This window comes from Clostridiales bacterium FE2011, from assembly GCA_017569305.1.
In the GTDB taxonomy this organism is placed as follows: domain Bacteria; phylum Bacillota; class Clostridia; order Christensenellales; family Aristaeellaceae; genus Aristaeella.
Genome location: CP069418.1, coordinates 344,175 through 367,615, shown reverse-complemented (window position 1 = coordinate 367,615; position 23,441 = coordinate 344,175). Strand labels below are relative to the sequence as shown.

Below are 23,441 nucleotides of genomic sequence, written 5' to 3'. Positions count from 1 at the left end.
ATAAAAAAGATTTAGGTGTTTTTACTATCAGCAATCCTTGAGATCAGGCGAAAGAGACGAACGAAATGAACTTTTTTGATATCCTGTCCCTCCTCGGCGGTCTGGCGATGTTCCTTTACGGAATGCGCCTGATGGGTGATTCCCTGAAGGAGAATTCCTCCGGAACACTGAAAAACGTCATGGAAAAGGTGACGGACAATCCTCTTACGGCCTTTGTGCTGGGCATCGCGGTGACAGCACTGATCCAGTCTTCCACAGCAACCATCGTGATTACATCCGGTCTGGTCGGCGCGGGAATCCTGACGCTGCACCAGTCCCTGGGTATTATTATCGGCGCAAACGTGGGTACCACAGTTACCGGTCAGATTATCCGCCTGCTGGACCTGAACACCTCCGGAGACACTTCCTTCCTGCGGTTCTTCCAGCCTTCCACACTGGCACCCATTGCCCTGATTATCGGCATCCTGCTGATTATGACCGGCTTCTTCCGTAATTCCCGGTCCATCGGCAATATCGCCATCGGCTTCGGTATCCTGTTTTCCGGCCTGCTGAACATGACCAGTGCCGTAAACGCACTGCAGCAGTCAGGCATGGTAGAAGAGATATTTTCAGGTCTGGGCGATAATCCATTCCTGGGTTACCTGGCCGGCGCAGGCGTAGCCTTTGTGCTGCAGAGCTCCTCGGCAACCATTGGTATCCTGCAGGCGTTCTCCGCAGGCGGACTGCTGACCTTCAAGGCGATCTATCCGATTATCGTCGGCGTCTACCTGGGGGACTGCGTGACCACGGCCATTGTCTGCTACATCGGCGCGAACCGGGAATCCAGGCGCGTCGGTATTGTCAACATCCTGTACAACCTGAGCAAGTCGGCCATGGTGCTCATTGTGGTGGCAATCGTCCATCAGACAGGCCTGCTGGACAACCTGTGGGATGCCAGGGTGAACTCCGGTATCATCGCTAACACCAATACGATCTTCAACCTGGTTTGCGCGGTTTGCCTGCTCCCGACCATCGGACTGTATGAGCGGCTGAGCGACAGGATTGTGCCGAAGAAAAAGACGGAAAAGAGCAAATACAGCGCGATATTCGAAGGCCTGCGTCCGGTGTTCTTCAATACGCCTGCACTGGCACTGAACAGCTGCTATGAAGCGCTGCAGACTATGTTTACCATTGCCCGGGACAACCTGGACAGGGCCCAGCAGCAGATTGAGAACTATTCCAAGGAACGGTATGACACCATCAATGCGGAAGAATGGGAGCTGGACAAGCTGACGGACCATCTGAGCCGCTACCTGGTGGAACTGCTTCCACACCTGCAGAATGAGCAGAACTCCGCGATGCTGAACCAGTATTACAAGGAGTCGACGGAGTTTGAACGACTGGGAGACCAGGCGGTCAAGATTGCCGATATCGCGGCAAAGCTGTCAGAGAATAACACCGCCTTTTCAAAGAAGTGCGTCGGGGAACTCAAGATCCTGCAGGAACTGATTCAGGATATCCTGAAGGATTCAGAGGAAGCCTTCTCCGGAAGGGATGAAGAGGCTGCTTCCCAGATTGAGCCCAAGGTACACGTGGTGAATGACCTGATCAACGAAATGACGCAGAATCACCTCAACCGGATGAGTGCCGGAGAATGCTCACTGCTGGCAGACGCGTATTTCTCCAATCTGATGGCGGAATACAAGCGCATTGCCGGTATCTGCTCTAACACCGGTATGGCTACGCTGGTTCGGATCCATCCGGAACTGGCTTCCCGTGAACACAGATTCCTGGAAACGCTGGATGAGAACGGTGACGCGACATACAGAACCGTGCTGAAGCAGACCCGTAAGCTGGTGTTTGACAAGCTGAAGGAACAGGAGGAAGGAGACGGACAGCAGATAACGCTGGACGACGTCCTGCCGGAAGAACAGAACGCGTAAAACTAATGAAAACTGAAGACTGAAAACTTAAAAATGTTATAGTGTTGAGACGTAAACAGCCTGCTGAAACAGCAGGCTGTTGTTTATAATGAAGCGGGATTTCAAGTTTCTGGTTTTAACCAAAGGATAAGCAGGAAAAAAACAAATTTTGCAAATTTGTTGAACATTGTTTGCGTTTGTTGTAGAATAAAGTAAATTAACCGGCGGAAGGCCGGATGGAGGAAAAAAGAATATGAAAAACCAAGGCAAAGGGACCATCTCTGTTTTCTGCGCGATCATACTGATCGTACTGACCTGCTGCACCAGACTGGCCGGGGCGGAACAGGCACCGACGTTCAAGTACCCCTATGGCGTATTTCTGAGCATCTGCGAAAACATTGAGCAGTTTGCGGACTATGAGATCGTTGTAATTGACGCCCAGTACTATCCCAAAGAAGAACTGGACGTGTTCCGGAGTAAAGGACACAAAGTCTTCTCCTATATCAATATCGGTTCCCTGGAAGATTTCCGGGATTACTATGACGAGTACAAAGACCTGTCCCTGGGTGCCTACGAGCACTGGGAAGAGGAAGTGTGGGTGGACGTTTCCCAGAAACGCTGGCAGGATTTTATGCTGAATGATATCGCAGCCGGCCTGCTGGAGAAGGACATTGACGGCTTCTTCGTGGACAACTGCGACGTCTACTATGTGCATCCGAAGCAAGAAATCCTGGAAGGCTTGACGGTGATCATGAAGGGCCTAAAGGCAACCGGCAAAAAGGTGATTATCAACAGCGGCGATACCTTCCTGGACGCTTACTGCGAGCAGGGGGGCAAATGGGACGACGTGATCAGCGGCATCAACCAGGAATCCGTATTCTCCACGATCCTGTGGGATGAAGGCACTTTCGGCACGGCGGAACCGGAAGACCATGAGTACTTTGTGTCCTACATTGATCGCTATGGCTCCCAGGGGGCAGAGATCTACCTGCTGGAGTACACGATCGACGAGGAACTGGTGAAAGAGATCAAGGCTTTCTGCGAGGAAAGAGGATACACGTATTATGTGGCGGACTCTATTGAGCTTGATGGCTAAGGCCATCAAGCTAATGAATACTGAAAATTTAAGACTTAAAACTTAAAAATGGTGGAAAAATCGCTTCCGGTAACGGAAGCGATTTCTATGAATTTATTCGAACAATCGAGCTGCGTTCGAAAGTTTTAGTTGCTGACGGCATAGAAGTGCGTGAGTGTGAAAACTTGAAAAAGTGAGTGGGCAAGGGTACAATAAGGCATACTGTTGTTAACAGTATGCCTTAGATTTTCCAAAGGAGTATTTACTCGGAATGAAGATAAAATCCCTGTTTTGTTTACTGAGCGTCCTGGTGCTGCTTGGCTCATGTATTCCTGCCATCGCAGAAGATGAGATGGAATACGAGGAAGAAGAGGGCTGGCTGGATCTGGATGAGGGCACGGCATCTGAAACTGCAGATGAACCGGCAGAAGAACCTGCTGAAGCAAGCACATCGGGTGTTTTTACGCCTTCCTACGGCAGCAAATATACAAAGGATATCGGTTCCTCTTACTGGACGACGCCCATGGATATCAGCAACGAGCAAGTTGTATGGAATATGCTCATGGAGCCGATTACCGTTGTGGATCTGGGAAAGGTAAAGGGAAAAAGCCGTTCCCAGCTGACGAAGATGCAGACCTACCTGTACCAGGAACCGGATGATAAGTCCAAGATCCTGGGCGAGGTATCCAATTTATCCCAGGGCGTGCGTGTGATTGAGAACCTGGATAACGGATGGTCCCTGGTGGAGTGCTATTCCAGCTCTTTCTTTTCCAAACCGGCAACAAAGACCAAGGCATGGAATATTCTTGTGAGCGGATACATTCCGACAAAGTACCTGAAGCAGGTACAGCCTACGAGCCGGCTGGCCCTGGTGGTGGATAAGCTGGCACAGCGGCTGTATGTATTCCAGGAAGGCAAGATGATCGCCACGCTCCTGTGCTCCACCGGCCTGGTGCAGTGGAACGGATCGAAGTATCAGCCGTACAACGAGACCCGATCCGGTGAGTTCCTGCTGATCAACATGACCGGCCAGCTGACCAGTGACCGGCTGATCTGCTCCTACGCAATCCGCTTCAATGGTGGAGATGAAGTGCATGAAGTGCCTCATCAGGAAAACCGGGATGGGAGCAACAATTACAAGTCTACCGAGCCGAAACTGGGTACCAAGTGCAGCCACGGCTGTATCCGGGTACAGCGCCTGAAGACTCCTGATGGAATCAACATGGCCTGGATTTATAACCTGGTCAATTCCGAGAACCTCTGCGGCAAGGTCAAAGTGGTGATTTGGGAAGACTGGCAGGGAAGACAGCTGCCAATACCGGATCCGGATACGAAGCTGTATTACAATCCGAACGGCGGATCCTACTACCACAGCGAGGATCACTGCACCAACGGCAAGGGGATCACCTTCACGGAGTTCTCCTACTCCCAGCTGGATGAGGAGCCCTACAGCCACCTGGAAGCCTGTCCCAACTGCGCACCGGCACGACGACTGAAGGAAATTCAGGAAATAAACGAGCTGTACGCTGAGGGCGGAGACCATGAGGAACTGCTGAATTCGCTGCGGCAGGACTATTATGACTATCTCAAAAATTAATTAATACTGAAAACTTAAAGCTTTGCGATCGCCGTATTCCATTTCTACATCGCTTATGGCTCGCAGAAATGGACGGCTGTAGCATGGGAGGCATTAGCAGTGCTAAAACACTGATGCCTCCTCAATAACTTAAAAATATACTGTCTGCGGACAGGGAAAATGAGTAAGTTGTTTCTATGAAGAAGATTGGACTGGTGGGCGGGACAGGACCCGAATCCACCCTCATGTACTATAAAGAACTGAATACAAGAATTGACAGGATGACGGACGGCAAAGCAATGCCGGATATCGCCATCGAGAGTGTTAATTTCCGCCGGGCGTGGGAGTATGTTGAGCGGGGACAGTATGACCTGCTGGCAGACTACCTGGCAGAAAAGGTGAACAGCCTGGTTGCCGGCGGTGCGGAGATCGTTTCCCTGACAGCGGGAACGATGCATATTGTGCTGGGCGAAGTGCAGGAGAAAACCAAGGCTGCGCTGGTCAGCATCCCCAAGGCAGTATGCCGGGAAGCACTGAACCGGGGATACCGGAAAATCGGCCTGCTGGGCACCATCTTTACGATGGAGCAGGATTATATGAAAACCGATTTCAGGGAGGCCGGCTTTGAGGTTGTGATTCCTGAAAAGGCAGACCGGGAGCTCGTTGCCAAACGGATCCTGGAGGAGCTGGAAAACGGCATTGTGAAGGAATCCACGCTGAAGGAGTTCCAGGGGATTATCCGGAAGATGCGGGATGAGAAGGGAATTGAGGCGGTTGTGCTGGGATGCACTGAGCTGCCGATGATCCTGAATCCCGGAAACTGCCCGGTAGACTGCCTGGACAGCGTGGAAATACACATTAATGAACTAATTAATATGGCAATGGAAAAGTCAAATTGAAAATGAAATATTCCGAAGCAACAAAAAGCAGCTTCGGAATGTGAAATTTCTGCCTTTGGCAGATGTGAAATAAAGCCGCAAAGCGGCTTTGTGAAATATTGGCCTTGAGGCCAATGTGATGACTAAGGCATTCGGGAAGGAAAGACGATAGATGTTTTATTTTGTCAGGCACGGGGAGACCGTGTGGAATGTGGAAAATAAGATCTGCGGGGCAACGGACAGCCCGCTGACGGAGAAGGGTCACCAGCAGGCAATTGAAACGGGAAAGAAGATCCTGGCGGAAGGCATTCACGCGGATCTGATTCTGTATTCTCCGCTTTCCAGGGCTAAGGATACAGCGCGACACATCTCCGAGGTCACCGGCATACCGATGCAGGAAGAACCGAGACTGTTTGAACAGGCATACGGAAAGTATGAGTCTACGCCGCGAAACGGAGAAGAATTCTTCGAGGCAAAGAAACAGTTCCTGAACCGATATGAGGGCGGGGAGTCCATGCTCCATGTGGCACAGCGGATCTATAACCTGATTGATGACCTGAAAAAGGATGACCGGGACTTTATCCTGGTGGCGCATAACGGCATTGCCAGGGTGGTGGAATCCTATTTCCGGGAAATGACGAATGACGAGTATTCAGGATTTGGGATTAAGAATGGAGAAATAAGGCGATACGATTTTTAATCGTATCGCTAATGAATATTGAAAACTTAAAACTTAAAACTGAAAAATAAGGTAATACTGAAATGGAGATCAGAGAATATAAGCATTATGACGAGCGGGAGATCATCGGGCTGTATTCCGCGGTTGGGTGGAAAGCCTATACAGATGATCCGGAAGCTCTGCGGAAAGGCTATGAAAACTCCCTGCTGGTGCTGGGAGCATATGAGGGAGAACAACTGATGGGCATTATTCGTGTTGTCGGGGACGGGGAAACAATTGTGTTTGTCCAGGATATCCTGGTTTTTCCGGAATACCGACGGAAGGGCATTGGAACGGCCTTGCTGAAGGAGATCATGTCCAAATACGGTCATGTGCGCCAGATTGAACTGGTGACGGACAGCAAGCCCGAAACCATCGCCTTTTATGAGTCTGCCGGCTTCCGAAAACTGTCAGATCTCGGATGCACCGGCTTTATGAAATTCTGAAGTGATAAAGGATAAGATAAAGAAGATGAAAGAACAGGCATATTTTCTGGAAGAGATCGCGGCTAACGGACATGTGGCACTGAATGTGATGCAGTATGACGGATGGCTGCTGCGGTTCTCTGAAGGATTTACAGGCAGGGCAAATTCCATCAGCGTGATTTATCCTTCCCGGAAGGGAATTGAGGAGAAAGTGGCATACTGCGAGAAATGCTACGCGAAGCAGGGACTGCCCACACTTTTCAAACTGACAGAGTATGATACAGAACTTTCCAATTACCTGGAAAAACGGGGCTATAAGGTGGTCACGCCTACGGACGTGATGATCCTGGACCTGAAGAACACCGACCTGGCGGCGGATATGAGCGAATGCGTTTTCGCGGAGAAACCGCAGGAGTGGCTGCCGGCCTATTTCGAATTTGAGAACAGAAAAGGAAAAGAACAGGAATTGTTCCGTCAGATTGTTGACAAAGTAGTCGTTGATACGATCTACTGTACAGTAATGAAGGACGGAAAACCTGCCGCCTGTGCGTCAACTGCGTCTGAACAGGGATACGTTCTGCTGCATAACGTGGTTGTGGATCCTGCACAGCGGGGACAAGGCCTAGGCGAAAAGCTTTGCCGGGCGATCCTGGCCAAAGCGAAGGAAGACGGCGCAAGGTATGCATACCTGCAGGTGGTGCAGGGGAACAATGTGGCACTGAACCTGTACCGGAAGCTGGGATTTGAAAAGGTATATACTTACTGGTATATGAAGCAGGTTAACAGGGAACAGTAAAATTATTGTGGGGAAAATACTATGACCGGGGCAATCATTAACACTGCTGCCATCATTGTTGGCGGAATCTGCGGACATCTGTTCGGAAAGCTGCTGAAAGACCGCCATCAGGAGACATTGACGATGGCCTGCGGCATTGGAACGCTTTTTATGGGCATTGCAGGCGCAATGAACTATATGCTGCATCACAATCTGCTGCCCAGCGGCGGATCCATGTTGGTGGTGGGATGCCTTGTACTTGGCGGCCTGATCGGTGAGATCATCAATATTGAAAGCCTGTTCGAACGCTTTGGCGAGTGGCTGAAGAAAAAGACGGGCAATGCCAGGGACAATCAGTTTGTGAACGGGTTTGTGACGGCATCGCTGACGGTGTGCATCGGCGCAATGGCGATTATGGGATCTATCCAGGATGGGATATCCGGAGACTGGTCCACACTGGGCACCAAGTCTATTCTGGACCTGATTATCGTGATGGTAATGACCTGCTCTCTTGGGAAAGGTTGTGCTTTCTCCGCTGTTCCGGTATTGATCTGGGAAGGTTGCCTGACGCTGCTGGCTTCAGCCATTAAGCCGATTATGACAGAAGCTGCCCTGGGCTACCTGTCCCTGGTGGGTTCTGTGCTGATTTTCTGCGTCGGACTTAACCTGGTATGGGGAAAGAAGATCCGGGTGGCCAATCTGCTGCCGGCGGTGATCCTGGCGGTTGCAGCGTCCTTTTTGCCGATTCAGTTCTGACAAATCGAATGATGCAGCAAGGAGTATATTCAGCATACAGCGAATGATAAATCCTGTTGTTTAATCGTTAAAACCATTTCATGTGCGGAGGTAACCAAGATGATCTCCTTTGAAAGCGACTATATTGCCGGGGCACATCCAGAGGTGCTCAAAAGACTGATTGAGACGAACCTGGAATCCCTGCCGGGATACGGTTCGGATCCATATTGCGAAAGCGCCAAGAGAAAGATCCGTGAGACCATCGGCATACCGGAGGCGGAGGTGTATTTCCTGACGGGAGGTACACAGACCAATGCTGTCGTTATCTCCACGCTGCTGGCAGATTACGAAGGCGTGATTGCCGCAAAAACCGGTCATGTGAGCGTGCATGAAGCGGGAGCCATTGAGTACACCGGCCATGAAGTGCTGGAGGTGCCGCAGAAGGACGGAAAGATCGCGGCAGAGACGCTGAAGGAGTACCTGACGGTGTATTACGGCGATGAAAGCCATGAACACATGACATTCCCGGGGATGGTGTATCTTTCCCATCCGACGGAGTATGGTACGCTGTATACGAAGGCGGAACTGGAGAGCATTGCGGCGGTCTGCCGGGAATATAAGATGTCGCTGTACATGGACGGAGCCAGACTGGCATACGGCCTGATGAGCCATGATACCGATCTGACCCTTTCTGACATTGCCAGACTGTGCGATGTGTTTTATATTGGCGGTACCAAGGTGGGCGCCCTATGCGGTGAAGCAGTTGTGTTCACCAAGGGTAATATGCCGAAGCACTTCCTGACTTCCGTAAAGAAAAGGGGAGCGCTGGTGGCAAAAGGCCGGCTGCTTGGCGTGCAGTTTGACGCACTGTTCACGGATGACCTGTATTTCCGGATTGGCCGTCATGCCATTGAGATGGCTGATAAGCTGAAGGAGATCTTCCGGAAACACGGGATATCGTTCTTCATCCAGTCACCGACCAACCAGCAGTTTGTGATCCTGGAGAATCACCAGATGGAGAAGATTGCACAGAAGGTGGCTTTCAGCTTCTGGGAGAAGCTGGATGAAGAACATACTGTGGTCCGTTTTGCAACGGGCTGGTCAACGACGGATGAAGATCTGAAGGCGCTGGAAGAAGCACTGGAAACAATGAATAATTAACGGTTGGGAACAGGACAAAAGAACCGTCCCCTTGTCTGGTTAGGAGGTATAAGCTATGTCATATGAATTCAACACGCTGGGTGATTTGCTGAGCAACCCGAAGATCCGGCCGATTGCGCGAGACGCGATCCGGAACAGGAACCTGAAGAATGAAGAAGTATGGAATATGACGCTGAGCCAGCTGACAGAAGATCATGTTTTCTTCGGAAATATCAATAACGGTATCCAGCGCCTGTATGAAGCGGCGGATACCGGAGAATGGTATTATCCGCTGTACAGCGAGGAAGAGTGTGCAGAGGATGAAGCACGCAAGGGCGTCAGCCTGGTGTGGTTCCCGTCAGCCGATCCGGAGGCGGATAACCGGCCGTTTATACTGGTGGTGCCCGGCGGTGGATTTGTGAACGTGTGGAACCTGACGGAAGGCTGGCCGATTGCGGAACAATTCAACCGCTGCGGCTACCATGCGTTTATCCTGACTTACCAGGTGGATGGAGAAGACAGTCTGCTGAAAAAGAACATGGATGACTTTGCCCGGGCGCTGCAGCTGATCCGGGAGAAGAAAGAACAGTTCCATGTGCAGGCAGACCGGTATATCACCTGCGGATTCTCTGCGGGCGGATACCTGATCTGCCTGTGGAATACGAAGATGGGATATCCGGACCACAATCTGCCGAAACCTGAGGCATGCTTCCCGGTCTATTCCGTAGTGAGCATGAAGTACGACGATGACGATGATGGTGAAGATGAGGACGATACGGAATGGCAGTACCGGATATTCGGCTGCCCCGGTGAGGAAGCAGTAAAGGGAGACTATGAGATTCCGGAACACGCGGAAGGTTTTCCGCCCTGCGCACTCTTTGCGACAGCCGGAGATGATCTGGTTAATCCGGAGCATTCGAAGATGCTGGCCAGGGTACTTGAGAGTATGAATATTCCCTGCAGGCTGGAAATCGGACCTGAAGGCGGACACGGCTTCGCGGACGGCTCCGGCATGTGTATGGCCGGATGGACAGAACGCGCCGTTAAATGGTTTGAATCACTTCAGAAATAAAGCATAAAAACACACTGGACGCAGCGGGGTGATGACATGGGGGATAAGACAAACGATCGCAGATCGGTCATCATGATCGTTGCGTCCATGCTCATTTTCGGGACAATCGGCCTTTTCAGGCGGTATATTCCGTGCTCTTCAGCATTCCTGGCTTTTGTGCGGGGAATTCTCGGCGGACTGCTCCTGCTGGCTTTTACGCGGATAAAGAAAAAGAGCACAGGAGAGAAACTGCCGCGGCAGACGGTGACCTGGCTGGCTGTTTCCGGGGCTGTGATCGGTATCAACTGGATGCTGTTGTTTGAGGCATACAATCATACGACTGTCGCAGTGGCGACCCTGTGCTACTATATGCAGCCAACGATTGTGATGCTTGTTTCGCCGCTGCTGTTCCGGGAAAAACTGACTAAAAGAAAAGCGATCTGCGCTGTAATAGCTGTGATCGGTATGGTGCTTGTTTCCGGTGTGACTGAGGGCGGGGGAGCCGGAACAGGAAACCTGAAAGGTGTGCTGCTGGGCCTTGGCGCAGCGGTATGCTATGCTTCCGTGATTATCATGAACAAGAAAATCACCGGCGTGGACGCATACCGGAAGACCACGATTCAGCTGCTGTGCGCCGGGCTGGTGATGGTCCCGTATATGCTGCTGACAGGCGGAATTGACGGGGCAGGATTCAACACCACCGCTGTTATACTGCTGCTTGTGGTGGGGGTTATACACACAGGATTTGCCTATGTACTTTATTTCGGCAGTATGGACGGGCTGAAAGCGCAGTCCATTGCCATGCTCAGCTATATTGATCCGGTGACAGCCCTGCTGCTGTCTGCACTGGTGCTCAGGGAGCCGCTGAGCGCGGCGGGAGTAGTGGGGGCGGGAATGATTCTTTTTTCTGCAATATTTGCAGAAAAAAGAATTAATGAAAACTGAAAACTTTGCGATCGCCGTATTCCATTTCTGCATCGTCATAGACTCGCAGAAATGGACGGCTGTAGCATGGCAGTCGTTACCCAAATCATAGATTTGGACAACTGCTCAATAACTTAAAACTTAATAATGAGAGTGTGTTACAAAACTGGTTGAGAAAAAAACGGTTATGGGGATTTGATATATGGGTATTTATCTTGAAAAAACGGAAGATGTGGGAGCACTGAAGCCAGTGCTGGAGAAGCTGGCGGGGATCAGCGAGTTTGAGGCATACCGTTTCTGCGATGATTTTGCGGATATCCATAAGCGGTATGACGTCTTTAAGATTGTGTATTCCGGCGGGGCAGCCATCCTGAAGCTGTATGATGAAGCCCCGGAAGCTTATGAATGTGAGAAAAAGACATATCAGTCATTTCCGGAAGGGGCGCCGGTTCCGCAGGTACTGGGCTTTGCTGATGGATTCATGCTGTCAGAGTTTATCCCCGGCGATGACCTGAAGGAAGTTACGGATGAAACGGCTGCAGCCGCGGGAAGGTCCGTTGCGGAGATTATGAACGCATTCCCGATGGACAGGGAGTATGACAGGACAGAAGCGGATAAACTGATTGCCCGCCGGAAAGAACGGGCGGAGTTCCTGCAGAATGAACCGCTGCTCCGGGAAGCATATGCAGCATACCTGGACAGACTGAAGGATATGCCGCTGACCATGGAGAACGGTGATTTCCTGCCAATCAACTGCATATACAACGGAGAACGGGTTTATATCATTGACTGGGAGTTTGGCGGCTTTCTGCCCTATGCCCTGGATATTGCCCGGTTTATGGCCCATTCCGGAGAAGGTAAAGAATATACTTACCGCATGACAGACAAACAAAAGCAGATTTTCATGGATACAATCTATGAAAACCTGCTTGTGAAACCGGCGAGGGGTATCTTTGACCGGGATGTTCAGATGGCTTTACTGGATGAGCTGATCATTATCCTGAAAAGATACTTAACGGATCTGACTGTGCCGCGGGAAGCGGAGTTTGAGTTGTACTACAGCCGGGCCTGCGCCATCGCAAAGAAACTGCTCAGCTGAGGGGCTCATAGAAATTGAAGAAATACAGCCCGGAGGTGCCCTGAACGTAGGTGGTGAAGCGGTCGGAGTAGAATTCAAGTGCCTGCTTGTCCCGGGCGCCGACATTCACGATGATCCAGCCGCCATAGGCTTCTTCCAGCTGCCAGAGGCTCAGGTCATCTTCGGACGGGCCTTCGGTCAGCTTCAGTCCGCCGCCGGAGACGCAGGAAAGATACCGGCCTTCCAGATCGGAGAATGAGAAGCGGCCTTCCGTGTCCACATGGGCTGTGAGCAGCAGCGCGTTTTCCGGCAGGGTATCCACGAGGAACTCCCCATAGGCATTGATCTTTGTATCATCCAGGCCGCCGTTGGATTCACGGGCAGTGAGCGCACAGCCCTGGGATTCGTTATACAGGACATAAGTATGGCCGTCCTCTGGCTTCTGCGCCAGGGAAGCAACCTTTGTTCCTTCGTAAGCGGGGAGCGCGGCGGGATCCGCAGAATAGACAATCTTCCAGTACCAGGTAAAGGCGTCCGGCGTCAGGGCGCCTTTTTCTTCTGTTTCCTTGCGGATGTAGGCCGCAATGGAGTCCTGGATCGTCATGCTGCCGCCATCCTCCAGCTGGGACCAGAGAGCATCATCCGCACTGAAAGCGCGAAGGCCGCAGCGCTCGTTGCCCAGGAGATAGTTATTCACGGCAACCAGGTAAAGAGCATCCCGGTCAAAGGCCCGGCCATTGGCAAAATCCTTTATGCCGATGCGGTGTTCCTCCGACCTGGACATATCGATCACAAAGTTCAGACCGCCGAAAAGGATATTGGTAAACTGATCTCCCATGGTATGGAAATACGCGTTTCCGTTCATGACCCGTACAGTCAGGCGGTTCTTTGCGTTTTCTTCCATGATGGACAGGATATCCCGGCCGTACATGGGCAGAACCAGCAGATTGTTGGCATATCGGTACAGGCGGTAGATATCCTTCATGCTGATGTTTCCGGGCCAGATGGTGAAGCCGGTGCTGCTGACGGAGGTTATGGCCATATCCACGTCCAGGTGGTCCAGACCGGTAGCTGCTTTCAGGGATTCCAGGCCGGATTCGCCGTATTTCAGCCGCATGGCTTCTGTACCGCTGTCCATCATGGCAGCGCTGACCAGATCCATGGAATCCGTCTGCTTTGTATAGAATTCGCTGCTCTTGTCCCAATAGCCGCCTGCGATGCCGACGGGTGACTCCACATCGGCTTCGGCAATCTCCGCGTAGGGACGGATGATTTCTTCCAGGGCAGAATCCGTATCAAAGGCACGGAGCTGCAGGTTTTCGGAAGAGAGCATCTGCCACTGCAGGGTGCCGTTTTCATCCTCTGAAAAGCGGAAAACGGTCTTTGTCAGATCCTGACCGCCGCCATTGACTACAGGAATCTCTTTCCCGGCGGCATTGGGGATGAAGGTGTTGGAATAACCGGTGGAGTGGTCATGACCGGCAATCAGGAAATCAATGCCTTCTGTTTCCCCGATCATCCGCATTCCCTGACTTTCAGTATTGGCACCGAAGAAAAGACTGATATCCGTATCCCCGATACCGCCGTGATAGGAGACGATGATGAACTCACAGCCTTCTTCCTTCATGCGGGGAAGGTAAAGCTCCGCTTCCCGGGCGTTGGAGAATTCGTCATTTCCTGGATGGACAAAACGAATGCCGGGATAGTTGACGGGCAGATCCCAGCGGGTGATATCCACGTTTTCAAAGCCCAGGATGCCGATTTTGTGCTCATGTCCATTGACTGTGACGGTTTTGATGACATAGGGCGTAAAGACGTTTTCTCCGGCTTCATGGGCCGGGTCACTTCCGTCATAACAGGCATTCGCTGCCAGGACGGGAACCCCGTTTTCCTCCAGCCAATGATAGGTATCGCTCATGATATCCCAGGCATAGTTGAATTCATGGTTGCCCAGAACAAAAACGTCATAGCCGATCTCCTTCAGGCATACGGCCATGGCAGGCTGGTCTGTGGATTCTCCGGAGGCGCGCATGAGCAGCTGAACCTGGGAGACAGGAGTACCCTGGAAAAGGTCGCCGTTGTCGATCAGCAGGACGTTTTCGGGATCGTACTCCTGACGGATCTGCTTTACGGCAGTGGAAACCCGGAGCATATTGTTGTTTTCGGCAGCTCCGGTGAGGATATTGGTATTCCAGCACTTGCCGTGCATATCTGTTGTGGAGAGAATTGCGAAATCGGTGAAGGAGCCGGGGGCAGGTATGGCAGACGGCTCCTCAGCAAAGGCAATGCTGAAGAGGAATAAAACGCAGAGAAGAAGAGAAAACAGCTTGCGTGGCAAAAAAATACCCCCCTGACTGTAAATATATGGTGATAGTATTATAACATACAGAAAAAAGTGGAGGTAGGAAGTAGGAGGGAGGAGGTATTCAATTAATACTTAAAACTTAAAACTGAAGACTTAAAAATGAGCGTCCTTCGGACGTAGTAAGGGATTCCTCGACGCGTCCTTCGGACTTGCTCGGAATGACACTCTAGCGCCCTGCCGTATGGTTGTTCCAATTGAGTTCCCGAATGTGAATGGGCGGGGAGATCTTTCGACGCGCTCATTTCATTCACTTGCTCAAGATGACAAGTTTAGGGGCATTGTGTTCCGATTGAGTTTCCGAATTTTGATGGGCAATAAAAGAGCCTGCCGGGATGGCAGGCTCGAGAGAAGAGAGTGTGTTGTCAGGGGATTAGTCGTTCTGACTGAGTCCGCTGACAATGCGATAGTAGACTCGTGAAGTCAGGCGGTAGACGATCGCATAGAAGATGCCGAATACCACGAAGCTAATGAGCGTTGTGCGCATGAAGAGCGCGACGTCTGTCAGGCTGAGGATAGCAAGCATTTTCCGGATCATCGGGAAAGCAAAGATCAGGTGCAGACCGGCGAAAGCCAGCGGAAGGGCGAAGACCGTCAGCAACTGAGAGCTGATGCTGGAACGGATTTCCTTCTTCGTCATACCAACTTTCTGCATGATATCGAAGCGCTTGGCATCCTCGTATCCTTCAGAGATCTGCTTATAGTAGATAATCAGCACAGCAGCGCAGACGAAGACGATGCTCAGCAGGATGCCGATGAAGAAGAGACTGCCATACGTGCCGTAGAAATCTGCGGAACCTTCAGCACGGGAATCTATGGAGATCCATCTGGTGGAATCATCCGTGAAGAGGTCATGGAGTCTTTGCCTGACGTCATAATGCAGGATCATTTTCAGGTCGGTGTTCTCCTCGTCGGACAGACCAGTGTCAAAGTTGTATTTCCACATGGACTGGATTTGCCGGCCGGACACATCCTTTTCTTTTTCCAGGCCTTCGATGGCAGTGGTCAGGTCAGCAACGGCGACGGTCATGGTCGGGAAACCCATACCGGAAGTGGTGCCGCCGGTATCTTTCCGTTCATAATGCCGGATTTTCCAGCTGCGTGTCTTATTGCCCATGGCCAGGGTCAGGGTATCATCGGTATAATCCATGCCGTCGGTGATCAGCACGATCTCATCAGCGGCGAGATCCAGAGGGTTATTGTCCGAAGTTTCAATGGAATCGGGAGAAACCAGGTAGATTTCCCGCAGATTGTTGAAATCTGCTCCCAGGCTGGCTGTTTCATAATCACACTGGATGAAACCGTCGGCCTGGACACCGCTAAGGCTGATGAACCGCTCTTCCTGGATATTCTTCGGGGTAATGTCGTTTTTCTGCAGGACGTCCAGGATCGCAGAAGCGGCCTGGTCCGGAGTGCCGTCCATCAGCTTTTCGGGATCGTTCAGGTTAACGGAGAAGTTAATCTCACGGGGATAGTTTTTTTTCAGGGAATCCTCTGCACCGAACCACATACAGGTGGTGGTGGAAAGCATGACCAGAATCATCGTGGCGATGATGCAGATGGAAGCCAGACCGGCACCGTTCCGTTTCATACGGAAGGCCATGGAGGAAACGGAAACGAAGTGCTTTGCTTTATAATAGTAGCCTTTGTTTGACTGCAGGATACGGCACATCTTTACACTACCGGTGACCATGAGAAGATAGGTTGCAATGATAACCATCACTACAGCAATGAAGAACAACAGGATAGCTGTAACCGGGTTGCTGACGGAAATGGCGATATAGTAGGCACCGCCAAGAATAAGCATGCCCAGGATGGCGAACAGCCAGTTGCCTTTCGGGGGCTTTTCACCGGCATTCTCAGACTTCATCAGGGAAACAGCATTGGCACGGGCGGTGCGGATGACTGCGGAGAACATGAGCAGGCCAAAGATGAGGGCATAGAACAGGAGGGTCTGCCAGATGGAGGCGGCATGGACACGGAAAACAAAGTCGATTGTACCGCCCAGCAGGTTGACCAGTCCCAGCTCTGCCAGCTTGGAAAGGAGAATGCCCAGGAACAGGCCGCAGGTTATCGCGATAGCAAAGGTGATGACATTTTCCCAGGCGATGATACGAACCAGATTCCGTTTGCCCATACCCAGCACGTTGTAAAGACCAAATTCATGGGAACGGCGGCGAAGCAGGAATGAGTAGGTATAGTACAGGAAAATCAGGGAAAAGACCAGGATGACATACCGGCCCAGATTCATGATATCACGCACGACGCTGGCGCCTTTTACAATAAGTGCAAGCGCCATGGGGGAATTCAGGTAGCTGAGAATATAGAATACAGCCACCATGCAGATGCAGGTCAGCAGGTAAGGTCGTGAAAGCTGACGGTTTTTACGCAGACCATCCCATGCCAGGCGGGGATAGAAGAAGGTCTTCACGCCCGCTCACCTCCCTGGGCCAGCAGGGTCAGCGTGTCAACAATCTTCTGATAGAACATATCATCGGATTCCTCACCGCGGTACAGCTGATGGAACACTTCACCGTCACGGATGAAGAGCACACGGCCGGCACGGCTGGCGGCACGGGCAGAGTGAGTAACCATGAGGATGGTTTGGCCCATACGGTTGACATCCGCGAAAAGGCGGAGCAGTTCGTCAGAGGATTTGGAATCCAGGGCGCCGGTGGGCTCATCGGCGAGGATCATTTTAGGCTGTGTGATCAGGGCGCGGGCAACGGCCGCACGCTGTTTCTGACCGCCGGAGACTTCATAGGGATACTTTTTCAGCAGGTCTTCAATCCCCAGGGAAACCGCAATGGGCATAAGGGTAGCCCTCATTTCCTGATAGTCTTTACCGGCCAGCACCAGGGGCAGGTAGATATTATCTTCCAGGGTGAAGGTGTCCAGCAGGTTGAATTCCTGGAATACAAAGCCCAGGTTGTCACGGCGGAAGGAAGCCACTTCATTCTCCTTAATCCTGGAGAAATCCTTGCCCTCCAGCAGGACGGTGCCGGCAGTGGCCTGGTCCAGCGCGGCCAGGATGTTCAGCAGGGTGGTTTTACCGGATCCGCTTTCACCCATGATGGCAACGTATTCGCCTTCCTCTACGGAAAAATTAACATTCTTCAGCGCTTCGACGGACTGACCGCCGAACCGTGTTTTATAAACTTTCTTCAGTCCTTTGACTTCGAGCAGACTCATTTGCGAGTTCCTCCTTACATTTCGTTTACGCCCTTATTGTAAAGGCGAAAGCCGATCCATTCCATCGAATCGGCTTACAATAAGAGAGGCAAAACGAACAAAACTGTCACATTTACTCAATATTCAGTTTCCGGGAGCCCAGATCCACCCGTACGGTTGTGCCCTGATCCGGTACGGATTCAATGGTTATGCCATGTCCCAGATTGTCGCATACACGCTTGCAAAGGCTCAGTCCCAGGCCGCTGGCACACTTATCTGCCCGGCCGGTGAGACCTGTATAGCTGCGCTCAAAAACGCGGGGCAGATCTTCCGGGGCAATACCGATGCCGGTATCACGGATGCACAGAACGGCAGGATCCTCCAGATATACAGATACGGAGCCTTTCGGCGTGTATTTGAGGGCATTGGAAAGGAGCTGCTCCACCACAAAGGAGAGCCACTTTTCATCCGTAAGCACTTTAATGTTTATGGGGGTATAATCCAGCTTCAGCTTCCGGCTGATGAATTCCCCGGCAAACTGCTTGAAGACCGGGCGCAGGATGCTGTCCAGATCTGTTTCACGGATTACGTAATCCGTACTGCTGCCTTCCAGCCGCAGATAGGTGAGCACCATGGAAACATATCGCTCAATACGGCCGAGATCGGCCAGCAGGACGCGGGCCTGGGCAGTATCCTCCTGCTGCAGGCGAAGGCGCATGGAAGCAATGGGCGTTTTGATCTGGTGTGCCCAGAGGGTGTAATAGTCCATCATGGCGTTCATATCCGTTGCGGCACGGGTATGGGCTTCCCGGTTGCGCTCCCGAAGGAGACGGACGATTTCACGGTAGTCCGCGGCTTCCACATTCCGGACTTCCGGAAGGTCCGTATCCATCTCCCGGATGGCGGAGATCAGCTTATGCATGTGCAGGGTCCGGACATAATCAATGATCAGCGCAATCAGCCCCAGAACCGCACACAGCGCGGCAGGGTAGAGTACCGCCTCTGTCGGCAGGTGATAGAGGGTAAAAGAGAAAGCCATGATGCCTGCAAAGCAAGCGAACAGCAACAGGATGGCGGCTTTGCTCCTCAGATATTGTAAGAACAGTTTCATCTTCTTACCCCACCAGATAACCTTCACCGAATTTGGTAGTAATAAAATCACTCACGCCGGCGGCTTCCAGCTTTTTGCGCAGACGGCCCACATTGACCGTGAGGGTGTTTTCATCCACAAAGGAGTCTGTTTGCCAGAGGGCATCCATCAGCTTTTCCCTGCTGACGATCTTCCCCTTGTTCTGCATAAGGGTGAGCAGAATCCGGTATTCGTTCCGGGACAGATCCAGCTTCTGCCCTTTACAGGTGAGACTGTTGTCTCCGGTGTTCAGGACGATGCCCTGGTGCTCCAGCACAGGAGCGGAACCGGCAAAGTCGTAGGACCGGCGGAGCAGGGCCTGTACCTTTGCCACAAGGACATCCGGATCGAAGGGTTTGGCAATGAAATCATCCGCGCCCATGTTCATGGCCATGATGATGTTCATATTATCAGAAGCGGAGGAAACGAAGATCACCGGCACAGAGGATGCTTTACGGATCTCTGTACACCAGTGATAGCCGTTCATGAAGGGCAGGGAGATATCCAGCAGCACCAGGTGCGGCTTAACCCGGTCAAAGTCCTCCATAACACGGCGGAAGTCCGTGACTGCCTCGGCCTTAAGACCCCAGCGGGACATGGCGGCGCAGACGGCGTCGGCAATGCCCTGCTCGTCCTCCACGATGAGAATACGATATTCCATAGGAACTCCTTTGAATACAGGCGGTAATAGCGGCTTCAGGGAAGCGGCAGCCTGTATCTGGATTTTACCATATTATTGAAGGAATGGACAGAAGGAGACCGGCGTTATCCGATTTCCCCGCGGGCAAAGAGGTTATCCTTTCCCATGCCGCAGACATAAGGATTGCTGTCATAGAGGTGACAGAAATCCAGGAAATCTTTCTTCTGTTCCGGGTCGTTCATGATTTTCACCAGGATTTCATTGGGAATTGTCCTGGCAAAAGCTCCGGGGCCCGCCAGCGTAACATCCTTCACGCCGCAGTTTTCCAGAATCTGCTTCAGTTCATCTGGCATAAAGTGATAGGTGATGCACCAGGGCGTCTCACCCCGGTCGTAAGCTTCTTTGGTTTCTTCCACATCGCACAGGAGACCGGTATCCAGCGTCTTCAGCAGGTTCTTTTCCCGGAAGGTGAAGCCGTCGATCATCTGCTGTCGGCTGTTCAGGCACCACTGAACCCAGCTGTCGGAGCTGTTTTTATCCAGGATGAACTGATTTTTCTGCAGGGGATTGGCCAGATAGGGCAAGGCACCAAGACGGCTTGAGACGCTGAACATGATCCGCTTTTTCGCGATACGCACCAGCTCCCGGATTGTCTGCTCCTGATTGGGCCAGGTATAGGAAATGGGTGCGTCAAAGGACATGACCAGGTCAAAACTCCGGTCTGTATAGGCAGAGAGATCTTCCAGGGCACCTTTGACAAAGGTGATGTGGTCGAGGACGCCTGCTTTTTCTGCCAGCTCCCGGGCTTTGTCGATCATGGCCTGGGAGATGTCGAAGTGGGTTACCTGCAGTCCCTGACGGGCCAGCAGGATCGAGAAGCGGCCGCAGCCGGCACCGCCGTCAAAGACGGTCTGAATGCCGTCCAGGTGGCTGAGCAGCTCCCGCTCGATATGCGCCTTCTGCACGATATCGTCGATGAAGGTCTGCTCCCGTTCCGATTCCAGTTCTCCCTTGTCCGGGAGGTTCCACATCCGTTCGGAAATCTTTGTGCTGTAATCCATATTTCTCTTCTCCTTCCGGCTTGTGTACATTATAAACTAAAACGCCACAAATAATACCCTTTCAGGCATTATTTGCGGCGTCGCTCAAAACGTACATCACACACAAACCATGTATAAATATATCAGAAACACAAAACATGTCAAGAAAATGACCAAACTTGCGTGAATATTGAAAATAAAAGGCAGAAGATGTTTGACATTAACCGGTTTTCCGGTTACGATGAGGGCAATAATCTGAATATGACCGGAGGATGCGAGCGATGAAGACTACACTGAACCGGTCCGCGGCGGCGGGCGTCCTGATCTGTATGGGCTGTATTGTTAACCTTAAGGTAGGCGGCGGCATTCCGGGAGCAGTGCTCTTCAGTGCCGGACTCTGGTTTGTGGTGAACTTTGACGCGGAACTGTTTACCGGACGGGTAGCACGGAATGACTACGATCCCCTGCAGAAACTGATCATGCTGGTGATGAATGTGATCGGCGCAGGCGTATGCGGCATTCTGGCTTCGCTGTGCCTGCCGGAAATCCGGGAAGCGGCACAGAAAATCGTGACAGGCTACCAGGATCCGCTGAAGGTGATCTGGCAGTCCGTGATGTGCGGCATGTGCATGTATCTGGCCACTACCCAGCCGAAGAACAAGGATATCAGCCGGCTGCCCTTTGTTGTATACGGCGTGGCGCTGTTCATCCTTTCTTCCTATGCTCACTCCATTGCCCTGGCGGGCTACGCGGCCATCGCGCAGGGGATTGCCTGGTGGGTGATTCCGCTGGCAGCGGCGGGGAACGCGGGGGGAAGTTATCTGATTAAGTTTTTGCTTATGCAGAAAACTAAATCAGATAACTGAATGAATACTGAAAACTTTGCGATCGCCGTATACCATTTCAGCAGCGCCTGCAGCTTGCAGAAATGGACGGCTGTAGCATGGGAGGCATTCGCCGTGCTGAAGCACGGATGCCTCCTCAATAACTTAAAACTTAAGAATATTGAAGCAGATGTTATATCTGGAGTATAGATAAAGAGAAAGGTTTTTAGCATGGAAGAAAGCACGAAGCGGAGCAGGAAGGAAACCGCGGGACTGCTGAAACGGTTCATAGCCTATTACAAACCTCATAAAAAACTGTTTGCCATGGATATGACAGCCGCTCTGCTGGTAGCAGTGATCGGTGTTGTCTATCCGATTATTACCCGTACGATGCTGAACACGCTGATTCCGGACAGGAACTACCGGATGATCGTGATCTTCGGCATTACGCTGCTTGCTCTTTACTTTATCAAGATGCTGCTGAATTACTTTATCCAGTATGAAGGGCATATGATGGGCGTATATATGCAGGCACGAATGCGTACGGATATGTTTGCCCATCTGGAAACGCTGCCTTACAGCTTCTATGATACCCATGAAACCGGCAAGATCATGAGCCGGATGACGAATGACCTGTTTGAAGTCAGCGAGCTGGCACACCACGGACCGGAAAACATTATCATTTCCGTGCTGAGCATCGTGATTTCATTCATTTACCTGAGTACGATTGATATCTGGCTGACGCTGATTATCTTTGCCTGCGTACCGTTCCTGGTTGTTATCTCTATAAGCCTGCGCAAGAAAATGCGCCAGGCATTCCGGGATACCCGGTCCGCGGTTGCTGAAATTAACGCCAGTATGGAAAGCTCTATCTCCGGTATCCGGGTAACGAAGGCTTTCACCAATGCGGAGAAGGAAAAGGAAAAGTTCGAGATCGGGAACGGGAAGTTCCAGAAAGCCCGGCAGGGCGCCTACAGCGCAATGGGACGTTTCCACAGCGGCAATACCTTTGTGACGGACGTGTTCAACGTGGTGGTGCTGATTGCCGGCGGCCTGTTCCTGTATAACGGCCGGATCCAGTTCGGTGACTATTCCGCTTTCATTGTTTCCGTGAATATGTTTATCGGCCCGGTGATGACGCTGATCAACTTCATGGAGCAGTTCGAAAACGGCGTAACGGGCTTCGAACGGTTCTGTGAGATCATGGATGCAAAGCCGGAAACGGACAGCCCGGACGCGCAGGACGCGGGGCAGCTGGAAGGACATATCGAGTTCAGGGATGTCAGCTATGCCTATGATGAGGACAAGAACGTACTGCGGCATGTGAACCTGAACATAGAGAAAGGCAAAACATTTGCCCTGGTTGGCCCCTCCGGCGGCGGCAAGACCACAATCTGCCACCTGATCCCGCACTTCTATGACGTGATGAGCGGCGAGATCCTGCTGGACGGTAAGGAGATCAACAGCCTGACGCTGGAAAGCGTGCGGCGGAATATCGGCATCGTGCAGCAGGATATCTACCTGTTCAACGACAGCATGAAGGAGAACATCCGCTACGGCAAGCTGGACGCAACGGACGAGGAAATCATCCTGGCAGCAAAGCGGGCCAATATCCACGACTATATCATGAGCCTGCCTAACGGCTATGATACGAACATCGGCGAGCGGGGCATCCGCCTCTCCGGCGGACAGAAACAGCGGCTGTCCATTGCCCGGGTGTTCCTGAAAAATCCGCCGATCCTGATCCTGGACGAGGCGACCAGCGCGCTGGACAATACCACGGAAATCCTGATCCAGCAGGCACTGGATGAGCTGTGCAAAGGCAGAACCACATTGGTGGTGGCTCACAGGCTGAGCACGATCAAAAACGCGGACGAGATCGCTGTGGTAAGCGATGGACGGATCACGGAGCAGGGAACCCATGAAGAGCTGATGGAGAAAAAGGGGACGTACTTTGAACTGTATCAGTTACAGTTTAAGGCGAATGCACAGTGAGACA

At 51.9% G+C, this 23,441-nt stretch carries 20 protein-coding genes; 14 read left to right on the top strand and 6 right to left on the bottom strand.

From position 1 onward, the window contains the following. Positions 1–65: 65 nt before the first annotated feature. From JRC49_01645 to JRC49_01590, 12 genes are all read left to right on the top strand, one after another. Positions 66–1,922: a Na/Pi cotransporter family protein gene (locus JRC49_01645; GenBank protein QTE71557.1), complete on the top strand. Its 1,857-nt coding sequence runs from the start codon at positions 66–68 to the stop codon at positions 1,920–1,922. A 232-nt stretch (positions 1,923–2,154) separates the two neighbouring features. After that, on the top strand, positions 2,155–2,997 hold the full coding sequence (locus JRC49_01640) for an endo alpha-1,4 polygalactosaminidase (GenBank protein QTE71556.1): 843 nt from the start codon (positions 2,155–2,157) through the stop codon (positions 2,995–2,997). 250 nt (positions 2,998–3,247) lie between these two features. Beyond that, on the top strand, positions 3,248–4,573 hold the full coding sequence (locus JRC49_01635; GenBank protein ID QTE71555.1) for a L,D-transpeptidase: 1,326 nt from the start codon (positions 3,248–3,250) through the stop codon (positions 4,571–4,573). A gap of 176 nt (positions 4,574–4,749) precedes the next feature. Then, entirely contained in the window at positions 4,750–5,451 is a 702-nt protein-coding gene (locus tag JRC49_01630) for an amino acid racemase (protein QTE71554.1), read from the top strand. A gap of 151 nt (positions 5,452–5,602) precedes the next feature. Then, entirely contained in the window at positions 5,603–6,130 is a 528-nt protein-coding gene (locus JRC49_01625) for a histidine phosphatase family protein (protein QTE71553.1), read from the top strand. A gap of 62 nt (positions 6,131–6,192) precedes the next feature. Next, entirely contained in the window at positions 6,193–6,594 is a 402-nt protein-coding gene (locus tag JRC49_01620; GenBank protein ID QTE71552.1) for a GNAT family N-acetyltransferase, read from the top strand. A 25-nt stretch (positions 6,595–6,619) separates the two neighbouring features. Then, complete coding sequence (locus JRC49_01615) at positions 6,620–7,369, top strand: GNAT family N-acetyltransferase (protein ID QTE71551.1); 750 nt, start codon at positions 6,620–6,622, stop codon at positions 7,367–7,369. Between the two features lie 21 nt (positions 7,370–7,390). Beyond that, on the top strand, positions 7,391–8,104 hold the full coding sequence (locus JRC49_01610) for a DUF554 domain-containing protein (protein QTE71550.1): 714 nt from the start codon (positions 7,391–7,393) through the stop codon (positions 8,102–8,104). A 99-nt stretch (positions 8,105–8,203) separates the two neighbouring features. After that, entirely contained in the window at positions 8,204–9,244 is a 1,041-nt protein-coding gene (locus tag JRC49_01605; GenBank protein QTE71549.1) for a low specificity L-threonine aldolase, read from the top strand. Positions 9,245–9,299: 55 nt separating this feature from the next. After that, positions 9,300–10,295, top strand: coding sequence for an alpha/beta hydrolase (locus JRC49_01600; GenBank protein QTE71548.1), 996 nt, complete (start codon positions 9,300–9,302; stop codon positions 10,293–10,295). A gap of 36 nt (positions 10,296–10,331) precedes the next feature. Then, entirely contained in the window at positions 10,332–11,219 is an 888-nt protein-coding gene (locus JRC49_01595; GenBank protein QTE71547.1) for an EamA family transporter, read from the top strand. A 181-nt stretch (positions 11,220–11,400) separates the two neighbouring features. Then, positions 11,401–12,297 carry a phosphotransferase gene (locus JRC49_01590; protein QTE71546.1) on the top strand — a complete coding sequence of 299 codons (897 nt, stop codon included), beginning with the start codon at positions 11,401–11,403 and terminating at the stop codon, positions 12,295–12,297. On the opposite strand, the gene JRC49_01585 is transcribed toward JRC49_01590, so the two are convergent. The 6 genes from JRC49_01585 to JRC49_01560 form a co-directional block, all read right to left on the bottom strand. Continuing rightward, on the bottom strand, positions 12,290–14,614 hold the full coding sequence (locus JRC49_01585) for a bifunctional metallophosphatase/5'-nucleotidase (protein ID QTE71545.1): 2,325 nt from the start codon (positions 14,612–14,614) through the stop codon (positions 12,290–12,292). The two genes, JRC49_01590 and JRC49_01585, sit on opposite strands and share 8 nt — an antisense overlap. A 397-nt stretch (positions 14,615–15,011) precedes the next feature. Next, positions 15,012–17,069 (bottom strand): FtsX-like permease family protein, encoded by a 2,058-nt coding sequence (locus tag JRC49_01580; protein ID QTE71544.1) that lies wholly within the window; start codon positions 17,067–17,069, stop codon positions 15,012–15,014. Beyond that, positions 17,066–17,830, bottom strand: a complete 765-nt coding sequence (locus tag JRC49_01575) for an ABC transporter ATP-binding protein (GenBank protein QTE71543.1) — start codon at positions 17,828–17,830, stop codon at positions 17,066–17,068. Before JRC49_01575 ends, JRC49_01580 begins: the two co-directional genes overlap by 4 nt. A 112-nt stretch (positions 17,831–17,942) precedes the next feature. Further along, on the bottom strand, positions 17,943–18,920 hold the full coding sequence (locus JRC49_01570) for a sensor histidine kinase (protein ID QTE71542.1): 978 nt from the start codon (positions 18,918–18,920) through the stop codon (positions 17,943–17,945). A gap of 4 nt (positions 18,921–18,924) precedes the next feature. Next, positions 18,925–19,599 (bottom strand): response regulator transcription factor, encoded by a 675-nt coding sequence (locus JRC49_01565; GenBank protein ID QTE71541.1) that lies wholly within the window; start codon positions 19,597–19,599, stop codon positions 18,925–18,927. A 104-nt stretch (positions 19,600–19,703) separates the two neighbouring features. Continuing rightward, positions 19,704–20,639 (bottom strand): methyltransferase domain-containing protein, encoded by a 936-nt coding sequence (locus tag JRC49_01560; protein ID QTE71540.1) that lies wholly within the window; start codon positions 20,637–20,639, stop codon positions 19,704–19,706. Between the two features lie 260 nt (positions 20,640–20,899). Here JRC49_01560 and JRC49_01555 point away from each other — a divergent pair, with 260 nt between their 5' ends. Both JRC49_01555 and JRC49_01550 read left to right on the top strand, forming a co-directional pair. Beyond that, positions 20,900–21,484 (top strand): formate/nitrite transporter family protein, encoded by a 585-nt coding sequence (locus JRC49_01555; protein ID QTE71539.1) that lies wholly within the window; start codon positions 20,900–20,902, stop codon positions 21,482–21,484. Positions 21,485–21,715: 231 nt separating this feature from the next. Then, positions 21,716–23,437, top strand: coding sequence for an ABC transporter ATP-binding protein (locus tag JRC49_01550; protein ID QTE72765.1), 1,722 nt, complete (start codon positions 21,716–21,718; stop codon positions 23,435–23,437). Positions 23,438–23,441 lie beyond the last annotated feature (4 nt).

Bases quoted from the DNA above. Each gene is read 5' to 3' on its own strand.
- JRC49_01575 (QTE71543.1), bottom strand. From the start codon at position 17,830: ATGAGTCTGCTCGAAGTCAAAGGACTGAAGAAAGTTTATAAAACACGG.
- JRC49_01610 (QTE71550.1), top strand. From the start codon at position 7,391: ATGACCGGGGCAATCATTAACACTGCTGCCATCATTGTTGGCGGAATC.
- JRC49_01635 (QTE71555.1), top strand. From the start codon at position 3,248: ATGAAGATAAAATCCCTGTTTTGTTTACTGAGCGTCCTGGTGCTGCTT.
- JRC49_01595 (QTE71547.1), top strand. From the start codon at position 10,332: ATGGGGGATAAGACAAACGATCGCAGATCGGTCATCATGATCGTTGCG.
- JRC49_01555 (QTE71539.1), top strand. From the start codon at position 20,900: ATGAAGACTACACTGAACCGGTCCGCGGCGGCGGGCGTCCTGATCTGT.
- JRC49_01600 (QTE71548.1), top strand. From the start codon at position 9,300: ATGTCATATGAATTCAACACGCTGGGTGATTTGCTGAGCAACCCGAAG.
- JRC49_01645 (QTE71557.1), top strand. From the start codon at position 66: ATGAACTTTTTTGATATCCTGTCCCTCCTCGGCGGTCTGGCGATGTTC.
- JRC49_01625 (QTE71553.1), top strand. From the start codon at position 5,603: ATGTTTTATTTTGTCAGGCACGGGGAGACCGTGTGGAATGTGGAAAAT.
- JRC49_01565 (QTE71541.1), bottom strand. From the start codon at position 19,599: ATGGAATATCGTATTCTCATCGTGGAGGACGAGCAGGGCATTGCCGAC.
- JRC49_01560 (QTE71540.1), bottom strand. From the start codon at position 20,639: ATGGATTACAGCACAAAGATTTCCGAACGGATGTGGAACCTCCCGGAC.
- JRC49_01615 (QTE71551.1), top strand. From the start codon at position 6,620: ATGAAAGAACAGGCATATTTTCTGGAAGAGATCGCGGCTAACGGACAT.
- JRC49_01620 (QTE71552.1), top strand. From the start codon at position 6,193: ATGGAGATCAGAGAATATAAGCATTATGACGAGCGGGAGATCATCGGG.
- JRC49_01630 (QTE71554.1), top strand. From the start codon at position 4,750: ATGAAGAAGATTGGACTGGTGGGCGGGACAGGACCCGAATCCACCCTC.
- JRC49_01640 (QTE71556.1), top strand. From the start codon at position 2,155: ATGAAAAACCAAGGCAAAGGGACCATCTCTGTTTTCTGCGCGATCATA.
- JRC49_01605 (QTE71549.1), top strand. From the start codon at position 8,204: ATGATCTCCTTTGAAAGCGACTATATTGCCGGGGCACATCCAGAGGTG.
- JRC49_01590 (QTE71546.1), top strand. From the start codon at position 11,401: ATGGGTATTTATCTTGAAAAAACGGAAGATGTGGGAGCACTGAAGCCA.
- JRC49_01570 (QTE71542.1), bottom strand. From the start codon at position 18,920: ATGAAACTGTTCTTACAATATCTGAGGAGCAAAGCCGCCATCCTGTTG.